Origin of the sequence: Pseudomonas sp. S5D5 (genome assembly GCF_003013355.1) — a bacterium.
Taxonomy (GTDB): domain Bacteria; phylum Pseudomonadota; class Gammaproteobacteria; order Pseudomonadales; family Pseudomonadaceae; genus Aquipseudomonas; species Aquipseudomonas aylmerensis.
This window is the reverse complement of record NZ_PTEO01000001.1, coordinates 180,521-194,874: the sequence shown is the minus strand read 5'-3', so window position 1 is coordinate 194,874 and position 14,354 is coordinate 180,521. Positions and strand designations below refer to the sequence as shown.

Sequence of the window (14,354 nt, the reverse complement as noted above, 5' to 3'; positions counted from 1 at the left end):
TGGGTGCGGCTCATACTAGCCCTCTGCTCTTACCGCCGCTAGGGCATGTTGACAGTATCGTTTGCCTTGCGTTGCAACGTACGAAAATTCTTATCGATATAACGAAAATGCGCGGCACTTTTTACGCTCCCACACTGGCATAATCCGTCGCACTTTCGGCGGGAGAAATGCTCATGTCGCGTTACCTTTTTCTTGTGCTTGGCCTGGCAATCTCGATGGCCAATGCGGGCGAGCAATCACCGGCGAAAACCACCGCGCAGGATCAACACGACCTCGCCTACAGCCTGGGTGCCAGCCTCGGCGAACGCCTGCGCCAGGAGGTTCCGGACTTGCAGATCCAGGCCTTGATCGACGGCCTCAAGCAGGCCTATCAAGGCAAACCGCTGGCGCTGGATAACGCGCGTATCGAGCAGCTTCTGGCCCAGCACGAAGCGCAAACCGAAGCCGACGCGCAGGCACCCCAGAGTGAAAAAGCACTGGCCGCCGAACAGCAATTTCTAGCCAAGGAAAAATCCGCAAAAGGTGTGCGCGAACTGGCGGATGGCATCCTGCTCACCGAACTCACTGCCGGCACGGGCAACAAGCCGTTGGCCAGTGATCAGGTCCAAGTGAAATACGTGGGACGCCTTCCCGATGGCACGGTGTTCGATCAGAGCACGCAGCCCCAATGGTTTCGCCTCGACAGCGTGATCAGCGGCTGGAGCAGCGCGCTGCAACAGATGCCAGTGGGCGCGAAATGGCGCCTGGTGATTCCCTCAGCCCAGGCTTATGGCGCCGACGGCGCCGGCGAGTTGATCCCGCCGTATACGCCGCTGGTGTTCGAGATCGAATTGCTCGGTACTCGTCACTGACCCAATAAAAAACGGTGCGCAATGCGCACCGTTTTTTTATCCCGCCAGCAAAGATCAGGCCTGGGTGGCCGCCTCTTCCTTGTGGGCGTTGTGCAGCACTTCGATCAGGCAATCTTCCAATTCGAAACGCTCATGGAGCAGGCCACCCAGCTCCTTGAATTTTTCGGCGACACAATTACCGGCATCACACAGGTCGGTGAACGCGAGCAATTTTTCGGTGATCACATCGATACGTGGGTAAAGGGTCTCGGCTAATTCCAGACCACGCTGATCATCAAAAGCTTCCGCTTCTTTGGTCAGTTGCTCGTAGACACCGAAATGTCCAGCCGATACGTAGTCCACCAACACAGCGCAGAAATCCTGCAACGGTTCGCGGTTCTCAGCCAGTGCCTCGGGCTTGGCGCCGAGAGCATCAAAGGCCCGAACCAGTTCGTGACGTGCCTTCAACCAGCTGTCGATCAGCTTGTGCACCCCACCCCAGCGTTCCTGAGCATTCTGACAACTTTCCAGCATGATGATCTCTCTTCCCTATAGGGGCGCTGCTGCCTGGTGCCCGCGCAACACTTCAAGGATTAAAGCGGCAGCCGGACAAGGCCACATCTGACAAACGGTTTCATTAACGCGTGCGGGCCAGATTATGCCCGCATGACTGTGGCTTCAAGGTACGCAGGAGAGAAAGTTCATACAAGTGTTTAATCCCCTTCTGCAAAGTGTGACGGCCTTTCAGTGCCGAGCAGGACGCAAACGCTGGCTCGAAATCAGCCGCGAAAACTGCGTAGCGCCCAGGATCAGCATGCCCAGGAAGAACAGCAGGCTCCACTCGGGGAGGCTCAGGTCGAACAACGTCCAGTTGATATCAACGCAATCAACCGTGCCTTTGACGGCCGATTGCAATGCCTGCCACAGCGACAGGTTTTCGATCATGTATTGCAGGCTCGGCCAGCAGTCGCCAGCCTGGTCGGGTGCGGCATTTTGCAACAGTACCTGGCGCACGGCAGTGATGGCGCCGAGTAATGCGCAGCCCATGCTCGCCAGACCGTACAGGTAGATGGCAGAACGCTTGGGGCTGTAGAGCGCGGCGGCCAGGTTGATCAGCGTGAAGGCCGCCAGGAAGACCCTTTGCAACTGGCACAGGAAACAAGGCCGCAACGACGCGCCAAATTCCAGGTAGAAGGACGCACCCAACGTCAGCCCACCTGCCAGGAATGCAAGGAAAAACAAGGAACGTGAAGGGGCCAAAGACATGCTTTATCCGCACCGCGAAATATAGGTCAATACGGTAGAGGAAAGGCCCGACCCCTTTCAATACATGCTAGAGCAGACGATTCCGCAAGAGGATAAGGACAACCCGTCAGAGGATGGAAGACTTCAAACTATTGAACGTAGGAGCATGCCTATAAAGGCTCTAGCCAACGCGTTTGCGAGACATTGAAGGGTTGGCTATCAGATTTGTCTGAGCCAACCCTTGGATAACATCCTACTTCAAACTCGCGCAGGTACCGGCAGCGGTGACGCCAGCAAGCGGCTATCCAGCAGGCCCAGCCCCTCCTGGAACAGCTGGTTGCTGCGCTCGGTGTCGCCCAGTTGGGCCAGCAGCCGCGCCAGTTCGGCACAGGCTTCCGGATTGCGCTGTACCTGCAGGCTGCTCTCCAGGTAGTCACGCGCCTTGCCCCACAGACTGTTTTGCAGGCACAAGCGGCCCAGTGTCAACAGCAGGCTGGCATCGCCGGGATGGTCCTTGAGCCAACCTTCGGCAAACTTCAACTGGCGGGCGGGATCACTGCCACGCAACAGGCCGTAGAGGCGGATCAGGTGACTGTCGTAGCCGCGCTTGATCGCGCCACGCAGCGCTTCTTCGGCCTCCGCGTCGGCTCCCAACTGACGCAATTGCTCGGCATAGGCCAGGACCAATTGCGGCTCCTGCCGCTGCGCAGAGGTGAGTTGCTGCCAGGCCCGCTCAAGTGACTGCAAGCCCGCTTCACCCTGGTCTTCGCGCTGTGCAGCCAGGCTCAGGTTTTCACCCCAGGCGCGGCGCTCGAGTTCGGCCAACTCGCTGGCAGGCAGCACCTTGTCCTTGCGCAGTTCCGGCAGCAGGCGGATCACTGATGACCAGTCGCCCCGCTGCTGATGCAGGCGTTGCAATTGACGCAACACCTGCGCATTGTGCGGGTGACGTTCGTGCATCGCTTGCAAGGTGGTCAACGCGCCCTCCGTATCGCCTCGGTCCAGCTGCAGCTGCGCGTGGCTCAAGGCAACCGCCAGCTCGGCCTGGGGCTGACGCTCCAGGGCACGTTCGAGCAAGCCGTCTGCCTCTTCGTAGCGGCCTTGCTCATTGGCGGCACGAGCGGCGCCGAGGTAATACAGCAATGGCTGGCGCTCGGCTTCGGCGGCACGGTGCAAATGGCGCTCGGCGCTGGCCCAGCGGCCCTCGGCGAGGTCCATCTGGCCTTGTTCGATGGCAATCTGCACGCGGCGGCTGCGGTTACGCCGCGACCACGGGTTGACCACCCCACCGGAGGTGGTCACCAGGCTCAACAACACGCGGATCAGGTAGATCGCCAGGCCGATGGCAAACACGGCCACCAAGGTGGCCCACAGGCTCGACTCGTAATGCAGCACATGCGGGTAGGTAATCAGCACGTAGCCGGTGTGCTTGGAAATGCCCACGGCCAGTGCCAGGGCGATCGCAATCGCCAGCACCAGGATCACATAGAAACGCTTCATCGGCTCTACTCCTGGGTTGCCGGCGTGCCCGCGGCCGCCTTGGCTTCGTCGGCAGACAGATGACGACGGTCAAGGTACGCCTGCACGGCGGCCAGGCTCGCGGCCAGGTCCGGGGTCACCACCGAGACGGCCTTGGGCTCAAGCTCGGCGATACGTGCCAGCATCGCCTTGCTTTGCGGGTTGTCCTGGTTGAAGTTGTCCTGCAGCACGCTGCGCGCCTCGCCCAGCGAGCGGCTGTAGACCGCCGACTCGCCATTGAGCGCGGCCCACTGTGCTTGCTCCAGGGCCAGGCTCAGGGCCAGGCGTACCTGGTTCAGGCCTTGGCCGGCCAGCAACGGACGGATGTTGTCGTCAGGGTTGAAGTCGATGCGGAAGTACCGCGAAATCTGCTCCCACCACTGGCTCCAACGACTCTCGGTATCGGTGGTCGGGCGCCCTTGGGAAGCGGGATCGGTCAGTTGATATTCAGGGGCGATGGCCGCCAATTGCACAACCTGGTCACGCAAGGCCGCCAATTGCAGGTACAGCCCGGTGCGGTCTGGCTGCTCAGTGCTGCGCAGCGCGGCCAGGCTCTTGGCCAATTGCTCGCGAGCAGCATAAGAGCCCGGATCGCTTTGCTCGCGAAGGATCTCGTCGGCGCCCTGCACCAGCGACTGCGCACTGTTGATGTCTTGCAAGGCCGACAGGCGCAGGCTCGCCAGGCGGATCAAATGCTCGGCCTCAGCCAAGCGCCAATCCTGGCGGCTGGCGCCCAGCACGGTTTCCAGCCGCTGGCTCAAGCGTTGCTGGTCACCCTGCAGTTGCGCGACCAGACGGCGACGCTCCTCCAGCTCATCGGCACCCGGCAACTGGGCCAGGCGCGCCGCCAGTTGCTGCTGGCTTTGCTTGAGGGTCTGGGACTGGTCGTCGAGGGTCTGCACCTGCCCCAGCTGTTGCTGGCTGCTGGCTTGCAAGGCGCGGACCTGCACGATCCCCCAACCGCCTGCGGCAACGCCGGCAGCGCCCAGCAGCAGGGCGACGATTGCCAGGCCATTGCCACGGCGCGGCGCGGTAACCGGTGACTCAGCCGGCGCATCGAGTGCGGGCTGGGTTTCATCTTTAGGCAAGGCTGTTTCGCTCACGTATCCGTCCTTTGTGTATCAGAGAGTGGGGGCGGCCGTCACAAGACACAGCTGCCCAACGCCACTAACAAAGCCGCGGCACTCGCGCCGCGACAATCCACCACTTTTTCTGCGCCTGCGGCCCGCGCCATCTCCTGGACTCGCGGACTGGGCACGAACAACGGAAGCCGGGCCACCTGAGACCAATCGGCGCCAGCCAGGGCCTGCAGGTGCAACAAACCCTGCCCACTGCTGACCACCAGGCCGTTCAGGCGTTCCAACTGGATGCGTTGCATCAGTACTCCCGCCTGATAGTCCGGCAAGAAACGACGATACAACTCCAGATAGTCGACACTAGCACCTTGCTCACGCAAACGCTCAGCCAGCAACTCCCGCCCCCCCTCGCCGCGCAGGATCAACACCCGCGCATCCGGGCGCGCGATAGCCTCGCGCAACGCAGGCAATTGAAGCAAAGCCTCGCTGTCATCGCCAGACTGGGGGTAATCAACGTTTAGGCCGTGTTCGGCCAACACCTGCGCGGTGGCGCCGCCGACGCTGAACCATGGCAGCTGCGGCCAGGTTTGGGTCAGCTGTTGCACGGCAAGGCGCGCGGCCGGTTTGCTTACCACGATCACTGCGCAGTAACGGTCGAGGTGGCGGAACACGGCCTGCTGCTCGGGGGTAACAGCAAAGGGCTCGATGTCCAGCAAGGGTAAGCTGCTGCTGAAGATTCCGGCGTCTGATAATGCCGAAGCCAGGGCTGCTGATTCCTCGGCAGGCCGCGTCAGCAGCAGTCGCCATCCGGTCACTGCGGGCCGCCCTCGCCATAGACTTTTTGCAGGATGGCGCCAGCGCCCTTGTCCAGCAGCTCTTCCGCCACCTGGATACCCAGGGCCGTGGCATCACGCTGCGGACCACGCACCTCGGCAGTCAGCAGGGTGCCGCCATCCGGATCGCCTACCAGGCCACGCAGCCACAGATTGTCGCCTTCGAGCACGGCGTAGCAGGCAATCGGCACCTGGCAGCCGCCGTTGAGGTGCTTGTTCAGGGCGCGTTCGGCCGTGACGCGCACTTCGGTGTCGTGGTGGTCCAGGGGTTTGAGCAAGGCATGAATTTCAGTGTCGGCGGTGCGGCATTCGATGCCCACTGCGCCTTGCCCACCGGCCGGCAGGCTGTCCTCGACACTGATGGCCGAGGTGATGCGGTCTTCGAAACCCAAGCGGATCAAGCCGGCCGCGGCGAGGATGATCGCGTCATATTCGCCGGCATCCAGCTTGGCCAGGCGGGTGTTGACGTTGCCGCGCAGGAAACGAATCTGCAGGTCCGGGCGGCGAGTGAGCAACTGTGCCTGACGACGCAGGCTGGACGTGCCGACGATGCTGCCCAGCGGCAGCTCATCCAACGACGCGTAGGTGTTGGAAACAAAGGCGTCGCGCGGGTCTTCACGCTCGCAGATGCAAAACAGGCCCAGGCCTTCAGGGAAATCCATGGGCACGTCTTTCATCGAATGCACGGCGATGTCGGCTTCGTTTTCCAGCAGCGCGGTTTCCAGTTCCTTGACGAACAGGCCCTTGCCGCCGATCTTCGACAGCGGCGAGTCCAGCAGCTTGTCGCCGCGACTGACCATGGGCACCAGGGTCACCTTGAGGCCGGCATGGGCCTGCTCAAGGCGTGCTTTGACGTATTCGGCCTGCCACAAGGCCAAGGCGCTTTTACGGGTGGCGATGCGGATTTCGCGAGAGGACATGGATCAATCCGTACTGAATAGATACGGCAGATAATAACAGCTCAGGCAAATACGCTTTGATTTGAATCAGCAAGTGCGGGGCCTCCCTGGCCGCGTCGCACCGGGATAAGAGGTACAGGCATCGCCGCAGGCCCCAGGCTAAAGCTGTTGCATCATCTTGCGCACACCGGCGACATGGCGTCGGCTGACGATCAATGCATCGCCATTCAGCCCTTTGAGGAACAACTGGAAATGCCCCAGGGGTGTACGCTGCAAGCGTTCGATTCGCTCGCGGGCCACCAGCGCGTTGCGGTGGATTCGCACGAAGCGGTCGCCGAATTCATCCTCAAGCGCCTTGAGCGGTTCATCGAGCAGCACTTCGCCGCCCTGGTGGCGCAGGGTCACGTACTTGTGATCGGCAATAAAATAGACCACCTCGCCCAGCGGAATCAGCTCGATACCTTTGCGTGTGCGGGCGCTGATGTGGCTGCGTGGCCCGTTACCACTTTGGGCGGCGGGCTGGGTCAGTGCGGCGAGCTGGACGCGATTGGGCCGCTCGGCCTTTTTCAGCGCCTTGAGCAACGCGTCGCCAGCCACGGGTTTGGTGAGGAAGCTGACACCGCTGGCTTCGAGCGTGTCGGCGGAAAACTCTTCCTGGGCCGCGCACAGCACCACGGCAGGTGGCGATTCTCGCTCACTCAGGCGGGCGGCAACTTGCAGGCCATCAAGGCCCGGCAGGCGGATATCGAGCAGCACCACATCGGGCTTGAGGCTGTCGATCAACGTCAACGCCTCCTCCCCGTTGGTGGCGCTCGGCTCAAGGACTGTATAACCCTCGAGTTCACTGACCAAACGGCTCAGTCGCTCGCGGGCTTGGGGTTCGTCATCAACGATCAGGACATTCATATTGCGCTGGATTCCTGCGTGAGTCTCGCACAAGGATAGCGTAGACAGGTGCGGTGACTTGCGTCACAGCGATCCACGCTAAGACTAGCGCGAGCGGCAAAAAGTGCCCCGACAGCGGCACCCATATTTACCCGGACCTGTTCAATAGCGCCCAAGACCTGCTGCCTGCGGGCACTGTCGTAGGGTTTGCTGATACACAATCCGAATACCCCCCTTTTTAATGGTTAGTCTGGGCTATGACCGCATCACCCGACTTTGGTGCATTCACACACTATCAGTCCAACTGTAGACGCTCACTGAGACGACATTGCTCAATCGTCAAATATCGTTTCAATAAACCCTTGTCCCAGTCTCTTCCCGGACGCGTTCGACGGCAAGGCACTTAGCCAGCTTTGCACAAATAAAAATGCCGACGACCCGCAGCACCGCCTCAACGGGCAACCCTGTTATTATCGCCGGCACACTTCCATGCCTCTTTATTAAGCAGATCACGAGCGAATCCATGAGCACCGACAAGACCAACCAGTCCTGGGGCGGCCGCTTCAGTGAACCCGTCGACGCCTTCGTCGCCCGCTTCACCGCCTCCGTCACCTTCGACCAGCGCCTGTACCGCCACGACATCATGGGCTCCATCGCCCACGCGACGATGCTGGCCAAGGTCGGCGTGCTGACCGACGCCGAGCGCGACAGCATCATCGACGGCCTGACCACGATTCGCGGCGAGATCGAAGCCGGTACGTTCGACTGGCGCGTCGACCTGGAAGACGTGCACATGAACATCGAGGCCCGCCTCACCGACCGCATCGGTGTGACCGGCAAGAAGCTGCACACCGGCCGCAGCCGCAACGATCAGGTGGCTACCGATATTCGCCTGTGGCTGCGTGACGAAATCGACCTGATCCTGTCCGAAATCACCCGCTTGCAAAAAGGTCTGCTGGAGCAGGCCGAGCGTGAATCGGACACCATCATGCCCGGCTTCACCCACCTGCAGACCGCACAGCCCGTGACCTTCGGCCATCACCTGCTGGCCTGGTTCGAGATGCTCAGCCGCGACTACGAGCGCCTGGTGGATTGCCGCAAGCGCGCCAACCGCATGCCGTTGGGCAGCGCCGCACTGGCCGGCACCACCTACCCGATCGACCGCGAATACACCGCGCAACTGCTGGGTTTTGACGCCGTGGGCGGCAACTCCCTGGACGGTGTGTCGGACCGTGACTTCGCCATCGAATTCTGCGCCGCCGCGAGCATCGCGATGATGCACCTGTCGCGCTTCTCCGAAGAGCTGGTGCTGTGGACCAGCGCGCAATTCCAGTTCATCGACCTGCCGGACCGCTTCTGCACCGGCAGCTCGATCATGCCGCAAAAGAAAAACCCCGACGTGCCCGAGCTGGTACGCGGCAAAAGCGGCCGCGTGTTCGGCGCGCTGATGGGCCTGCTGACCCTGATGAAAGGCCAGCCGCTGGCCTACAACAAGGACAACCAGGAAGACAAGGAACCGCTGTTCGACGCCGCCGATACACTGCGCGACTCGTTGCGCGCGTTTGCCGACATGATCCCGGCGATCAAGCCCAAGCACGCGATCATGCGTGAAGCGGCGTTGCGCGGGTTCTCCACCGCGACTGACCTCGCGGACTACCTGGTGCGCCGTGGCCTGCCGTTCCGTGACTGCCACGAAATCGTCGGCCACGCCGTGAAATACGGCGTGGACACCGGCAAGGACCTGGCGGAAATGAGCCTGGAAGAGCTGCGTCAGTTCAGCGACCAGATCGAGCAGGACGTGTTCGCGGTACTGACCCTGGAAGGGTCGGTGAATGCCCGTAACCATGTGGGCGGCACTGCGCCGGCGCAGGTGAAGGCTGCCGTCGCGCGCGGCCAGGCCCTGCTCGCCAGCCGCTAAGCACTCGCTTGCCGGCGATGAGGCCCTTGAGATCGCAGTTGATCTTGAGGCCGCCATCGCCGGCAAGCCGGCTCCTACACGTGTGAGCGCCGCTATTTCTTCGCCGCCACCATGGCCATGAACGCCGGCATCGCCGCCTCCCTGTCCGCCGCCACTTTCTGCGCGTTGGGCATCCCGTGCAAACGTTCCAGCAACGCTTTAGCCTTCGGCATCTCAGCCAGCAGATCCAGGCCAAACAGCTTCTCGCCCACCGCGCAGGCGAGGTTTACGCTGTACATGAAATACAGATCCGCAATCGTGAAGCTCTCCCCCGCCACAAACGGCGCGAATTTACCGTGCCGGCCTAATGAGCCAACCCCGAGCAACAGCTCCGCCTTGGATTTTTCCTTGATCGCCTCCGGCACCGGCATGCCGAAAAAGGCTTCGGAGAAACAGGCGCGAGCCGGCAATTCGATATACAGCTCGATTTCTCGGCACAGCGCCAGCACTTGGGCGCGCTGGAACGGCTCGGCCGGGAGCAGGGAAGGCCCTTCCTGGGTTTGCTCGATGTATTCGAGGATCACGCTGGTTTCGTTGATAAAGCCCTGCTTGACGCCCAGCACCGGGACCTTGCCGCGCGGGCTCACCGCCAGGGCTTCGGGGGTTTGCCCGGCGTAAAAAGGCACCTCTTCGAAAGGCAGCCCCTTCTCCAGCAACGCCAGCTTGACCATGTTGTAGTAGTTGCTGACCGAGAATCCGTAGAGCTTGAGCATTGCGATTGCCTCCAGGCCGGGAATGGGGTTGGCTGCAAGCGTTATAGCTCCCCGGGCCTGGCCTTGCCAGCAGCATCAACCGCTTGAATGGGGGTAGACTGGCGCCCTTTCCTACAGGAGCCTGCCATGAGCGAGCCGACCGATATCGACAGCGACGAAGAAGAGTTCACCGAAAGTACGCTGACCCAGGCCATCGAAAACCAAATCGAAAGCGACAACCCGCCTGCCGCCAAAGCCACCTTCAACAAGCTGACGCTGGTGGGCTATGAGCGCGACGACATTCTGAATCTCATGGCCCATGTGCTGGCCGTGGAAATCGACAAGATGCTCGAAGAAGACCGCGCATTCGATACCGAATGGTACGAAACAGCGCTGCGGGCACTGCCAGAGCTGCCTCCGGAAAACAACTAAGTCACCAGACCTGGCAGGAGCCGGCCTGCGCGCGAAAACCGCCAACGCCAACACGAGCAGCCTGAATACACGCGGCGCTCTCAGGTTTTTCGCGAGCGCGCTTGCTCCTACTGGACAGCCCGGCAAAGTGCGTTCACCTTATGCCCTGCTAGCCTCTAATAAATTTTAGAAAGTCTGGAGTCCTTATGTCGTATACCCCTGAGTTGGTTGCCGAACTGGAAATCCTTGTACTCTTCCCCTTGGACAGCACCAAGGAAGGTCTGAAAGTCCACCAGACCGCCGCTCCCACTGCCATCGCCGCTGCCAAACGCCTTCATGCGAAAGGACTTATCGACCAGCCAGACGGGGGCTACCTGACCAGCCTTGGCCGGGACGCTGCAGAGCAGGCTCAAACGCTGCTGACCATCCTCACCACTGCCACCACCAAAGAAGCTGCCTGATCCCTGAGACCGCCCATGGAGTCCGCGCTCTGCGGATTCCGGGGGCGTTGCCGTGGACGCCACAAAATTCTGGCGCCAAAAACAATTTCCCTCTAAACCTCCTACGCTACTGGCTGTAAACTCCGACACGGCCGCCCACGTTGGGCCCTGCGAGCCAACGAATTCGACATGACCCGCACCCACGAAATCCGCCCCGACCTGGACGAAGGCATTGACCGCAAGGTACTGGCCCAACTGCGCGCGCGTTTCATGGCCCTCAACGAAGGCCGCATGGCCCGGGCCGTCGAGGGGCTGACGCCACGCCAGCAAAGCGTGCTGACCCTGTTGCCGCTGTTCTTTCACGTCAATCACCCGCTGCTGCCAGGCTATGTCTCGGGCAGCACGCCTGCGGGGCTCTCAAATTTCGAGCCCGACGCCCAAGCCCTGACCGAAGCCCAGCGTCTGACTCGCTCGTTCTCCTACAAGCCACGCCATGGCAACCCGCCACGGCCGATTCATGGATTGTTCCTGATGGGCAGCCTCGGCACCCTGGCCCAGGCGGATCAGAGCGATATGGACGTGTGGGTGTGCCATGCGCCGGACCTCGGCGAAGCCGAGCTGGCCGAACTGCGCAAAAAATGCCAGCTGCTGGAGGCCTGGGCCCTGAGCATGGGCGCCGAAGCACACTTCTTCCTGATCGAGCCGACGCGCTTTGTGCTCGGCGAGCGCGACACGCAACTGAGCTCCGACGACTGCGGCACCACCCAGCATTACCTGTTGCTGGACGAGTTCTACCGCACCGCCATCTGGCTGGCCGGGCGCACGCCGATCTGGTGGCTGGTGCCGGTGTACGAAGAAACCCGCTATGCCGAGTTCACCCATACGCTGATATCCAAGCGCTTTATCCGCGCCGATGAAACCCTCGACCTCGGCCACCTGGCGCACATTCCCCCGGGCGAATTCATCGGCGCCGGGCTGTGGCAGCTGTTCAAGGGCATCGAGTCACCCTACAAGTCGGTGCTCAAGCTGCTGCTGACCGAGGTCTACGCCAGCGAGCACCCGAACGTGCAGTGCCTGAGCCTGCGCTTCAAGCGCGCGGTGTTCGCCAACCAGATGGACCTGGATGAGCTCGACCCGTACATCGTGGTCTACCGTCGCATCGAGGAATACCTCAAGGCCCGTCACGAGCCGGAACGCCTGGAACTGGTACGGCGGGCGCTGTACCTGAAGGTCAACCGCAAGCTGACCGTCGGCCAGCGCGCGACCAGTTGGCAGCGGCTGTTGCTGGAGCGCCTGGCGCATGAGTGGGGTTGGGACCAACGCCAGCTGGCGCTGCTGGACAGCCGCAGCCAGTGGAAAGTACGCCAGGTGGCGTCCGAGCGCCGCGCCCTGGTCAACGAGCTGAACTACAGCTATCGCTTCCTGACCCAATTCGCCCGCACCGAACAGACCGTCAGCCTGATCAACAAGCGCGACCTCAATGTGCTGGGCCGGCGCCTGTATGCCGCCTTCGAACGCAAGGCCGGCAAGGTCGAATTCATCAACCCCGGCATCGCCCCGGACCTGGCCGAAGACACCCTCACCCTGGTGCAGTCGCCCAATCGCAAGGAGCCGGGCCAGCACCATTGGGGCTTGTACAACGGCAACCTCACAGCCCTGGAATGGGAACACTTCGCGCCGATCAAGCGCAGCCGTGACCTGCTGGAAATGCTCACCTGGTGCCACCGCAACGGCGTGATCGACAGCAGCACCCGCCTGGCGCTGCATCCAGGCGTCAGCGACATGACCGAGTTCGAGCTGTTCAACCTGCTCGGCAGCCTGCAACAGACCATCGCCCTGCCGCTGGCCAGCGTCGATGAGGAGCGCCTGCTGCGCTCGGCGGTGCCCGAGGAGGTGTTGTTGCTGATCAACGTCGGCGTAGACCCGCTCAAGCATCACCGCGACCTGAATATCCTGATGACCACCGAGCGTACCGACTCGCTGAGTTATGCCGGGGTGCGCGACAACCTGGTGCTGACCCTGGACCAGGTCACGCTCAATAGCTGGAACGAGGTGATGGTCAGTCGTTACGACGGCCCCCATGCGCTGCTCGACTGCCTGCGCGACTACCTCAACCAACTGCCGGCCGACCATCTGCCGCGGTTGCGGGTGCGCTGTTTCTGTCACAACCGTGCGCAGTTCATTGCCCAGCGCGTCGAAGAAATCTTCGACACCGCGCAGAACCTGCTGCTCGGCCAGGGCAATCACCGCTACCTGCTCCAGGTACAGCAGCACTATCACGTGATGGAATTGACGCCGGGCCAGGCCACCCATGTGTCGTTGGCGACCCAGGACGCGCTGATTGCCTACCTCAGCGAAGAATTGGCCAGCTACAGCCCGCTGCACCTGGACGCCATGGCCCTGGAAGACCACGACCTGGCCTTGTTGCTGCCGATGGGCATGGCCGATTGCGTGCAGGTGTTCTACCGGGTCAACGAAGGTTTCGCCGAGCTGTATGTGCTGGATGAGTTCAACGCGCTCTGGCAGCAACGCTTGCCGTTCCATGATGAGCAGAGCTTGTTGGCGCCGTTGCAGCGCTTCCTGCAATCGATCATTTATCGCCGGGATGCGCTGTCACCGCTGGACCCGCAACAACCGCTGGGCGAGGTGCAAATCTTTTATTACCAGCTGTTGCCGTCGGGCAGCAGTCGCGCACGCGGCATCGAGCCGCGGCCGGCACCGCAAAACCCGACAAACAAACCGTTTTATGACGTGCAGGCGATTATTGGCAAGGCGGCGCCCGGCCAAGTGGGCATTACCCTGTACTGCAATCAGCGGGAGTTTTGCGAACTGGAGTTTGGCGACCAGCTGTTTGCAGTGGTCGCCCAGGAGATTGTCGGGCAACGTCGGGAAGCCGAACGTTACCGCTGCTACATCACCGACCTGGACCTGTCGGGCCTGCTCGGTGATGTACAGAGCCCGAGCAATTTGTACCTGCGCTACAAGGCCGAGCTGGAGCTGTCGCTCAATGCGGCGCTGAGCCAGATTTAGAGAGGAAAGGCGCCGCCATCCTTGGGCTGGCCTTCAACGCTGAGCAATTCGAGCTTGAGCGTCTTGCCGCCTGGTGCTGGCCAGTCGATATGCTGGCCCACCTGCAGGCCGAGCAACGCGCTGCCGACCGGCGCCAGGATCGAGATCTTGCCTTCGTCGGCGTTGGCGTCCTTGGGGTAGACCAGGGTCAGGTGGTAGTCCTTGCCGCTGCCTTGCTCACGGCAATGCACGCTGGAGTTCATGGTCACGACACCCGCAGGCACTTCATCGTGACCGACCACGTCTTCGGCGCGGTCGAGTTCGGCTTGCAACGCTTCGACGCCGGGAGACTCGTCGCCCAAGCGGTCGATCAGTTGCTCCAGACGCTGCACGTCAAGACGGGTAAGAATGATGGACGGTGCGGTGGTCATGATTCAGGCAGACTCCTTTTTTCTGCACAAAAAAGCAAAACCCCGCCAGGAAAAGGCGGGGTTCTCACGGGCCTCGATGAGTTGAGGCGTACCCGGACACTACCACAGCGTCACAAATAAACAAGACG

Annotated in this window: 14 protein-coding genes and 1 pseudogene; 5 read left to right on the top strand and 10 right to left on the bottom strand. The window is 61.7% G+C overall.

The window, feature by feature from the left end:
• Positions 1 to 173: 173 nt before the first annotated feature.
• On the top strand, positions 174 to 851 hold the full coding sequence (locus C9990_RS00890) for an FKBP-type peptidyl-prolyl cis-trans isomerase (protein WP_065902408.1): 678 nt from the start codon (positions 174 to 176) through the stop codon (positions 849 to 851).
• A 54-nt stretch (positions 852 to 905) separates the two neighbouring features.
• On the opposite strand, the gene C9990_RS00885 is transcribed toward C9990_RS00890, so the two are convergent.
• The 8 genes and pseudogenes from C9990_RS00885 to C9990_RS32965 form a co-directional block, all read right to left on the bottom strand.
• The gene (locus C9990_RS00885; protein ID WP_065902409.1) at positions 906 to 1,364 is read right to left on the bottom strand and encodes an Rsd/AlgQ family anti-sigma factor; all 459 of its coding nucleotides are present in this window, start codon (positions 1,362 to 1,364) and stop codon (positions 906 to 908) included.
• Positions 1,365 to 1,574: 210 nt separating this feature from the next.
• Positions 1,575 to 2,096 (bottom strand): disulfide bond formation protein B, encoded by a 522-nt coding sequence (locus C9990_RS00880; protein ID WP_065902411.1) that lies wholly within the window; start codon positions 2,094 to 2,096, stop codon positions 1,575 to 1,577.
• A 237-nt stretch (positions 2,097 to 2,333) separates the two neighbouring features.
• The gene (locus tag C9990_RS00875) at positions 2,334 to 3,575 is read right to left on the bottom strand and encodes a heme biosynthesis protein HemY (protein ID WP_106802317.1); all 1,242 of its coding nucleotides are present in this window, start codon (positions 3,573 to 3,575) and stop codon (positions 2,334 to 2,336) included.
• Positions 3,576 to 3,580: 5 nt separating this feature from the next.
• On the bottom strand, positions 3,581 to 4,696 hold the full coding sequence (locus C9990_RS00870) for a uroporphyrinogen-III C-methyltransferase (RefSeq protein WP_065902417.1): 1,116 nt from the start codon (positions 4,694 to 4,696) through the stop codon (positions 3,581 to 3,583).
• A gap of 38 nt (positions 4,697 to 4,734) precedes the next feature.
• On the bottom strand, positions 4,735 to 5,484 hold the full coding sequence (locus C9990_RS00865; protein ID WP_106802316.1) for a uroporphyrinogen-III synthase: 750 nt from the start codon (positions 5,482 to 5,484) through the stop codon (positions 4,735 to 4,737).
• A complete protein-coding gene (gene hemC, locus C9990_RS00860; RefSeq protein WP_106802315.1) occupies positions 5,481 to 6,422 on the bottom strand; it encodes a hydroxymethylbilane synthase in 942 nt (313 codons plus the stop codon). Before hemC ends, C9990_RS00865 begins: the two co-directional genes overlap by 4 nt.
• Positions 6,423 to 6,560: 138 nt before the next feature.
• The gene (locus C9990_RS00855) at positions 6,561 to 7,307 is read right to left on the bottom strand and encodes a LytTR family DNA-binding domain-containing protein (RefSeq protein ID WP_106802314.1); all 747 of its coding nucleotides are present in this window, start codon (positions 7,305 to 7,307) and stop codon (positions 6,561 to 6,563) included.
• Positions 7,304 to 7,420: pseudogene (locus C9990_RS32965) on the bottom strand (sensor histidine kinase); the annotation flags it as partial. The pseudogene C9990_RS32965 and the gene C9990_RS00855, both read right to left, overlap by 4 nt.
• Before the next feature lie 389 nt (positions 7,421 to 7,809).
• Here C9990_RS32965 and argH point away from each other — a divergent pair.
• Positions 7,810 to 9,204, top strand: a complete 1,395-nt coding sequence (argH, locus tag C9990_RS00850; protein ID WP_034110688.1) for an argininosuccinate lyase — start codon at positions 7,810 to 7,812, stop codon at positions 9,202 to 9,204.
• Between the two features lie 92 nt (positions 9,205 to 9,296).
• On the opposite strand, the gene C9990_RS00845 is transcribed toward argH, so the two are convergent.
• Positions 9,297 to 9,956, bottom strand: a complete 660-nt coding sequence (locus tag C9990_RS00845; protein WP_106802313.1) for a glutathione S-transferase family protein — start codon at positions 9,954 to 9,956, stop codon at positions 9,297 to 9,299.
• A 126-nt stretch (positions 9,957 to 10,082) separates the two neighbouring features.
• On the opposite strand from C9990_RS00845, the gene C9990_RS00840 reads away from it, so the two are divergent.
• The 3 genes from C9990_RS00840 to C9990_RS00830 all read left to right on the top strand — a co-directional run bounded on the left by C9990_RS00840 (position 10,083) and on the right by C9990_RS00830 (position 13,816).
• On the top strand, positions 10,083 to 10,367 hold the full coding sequence (locus C9990_RS00840; RefSeq protein ID WP_106802312.1) for a hypothetical protein: 285 nt from the start codon (positions 10,083 to 10,085) through the stop codon (positions 10,365 to 10,367).
• A gap of 185 nt (positions 10,368 to 10,552) precedes the next feature.
• Positions 10,553 to 10,807 (top strand): TIGR02647 family protein, encoded by a 255-nt coding sequence (locus tag C9990_RS00835; protein ID WP_010207442.1) that lies wholly within the window; start codon positions 10,553 to 10,555, stop codon positions 10,805 to 10,807.
• A 168-nt stretch (positions 10,808 to 10,975) separates the two neighbouring features.
• On the top strand, positions 10,976 to 13,816 hold the full coding sequence (locus tag C9990_RS00830) for a class I adenylate cyclase (RefSeq protein ID WP_106802311.1): 2,841 nt from the start codon (positions 10,976 to 10,978) through the stop codon (positions 13,814 to 13,816).
• Here C9990_RS00830 and rnk read toward each other — a convergent pair.
• Complete coding sequence (gene rnk / locus C9990_RS00825) at positions 13,813 to 14,226, bottom strand: nucleoside diphosphate kinase regulator (RefSeq protein ID WP_010207444.1); 414 nt, start codon at positions 14,224 to 14,226, stop codon at positions 13,813 to 13,815. The two genes, C9990_RS00830 and rnk, sit on opposite strands and share 4 nt — an antisense overlap.
• Between the last annotated feature and the right edge of the window lie 128 nt (positions 14,227 to 14,354).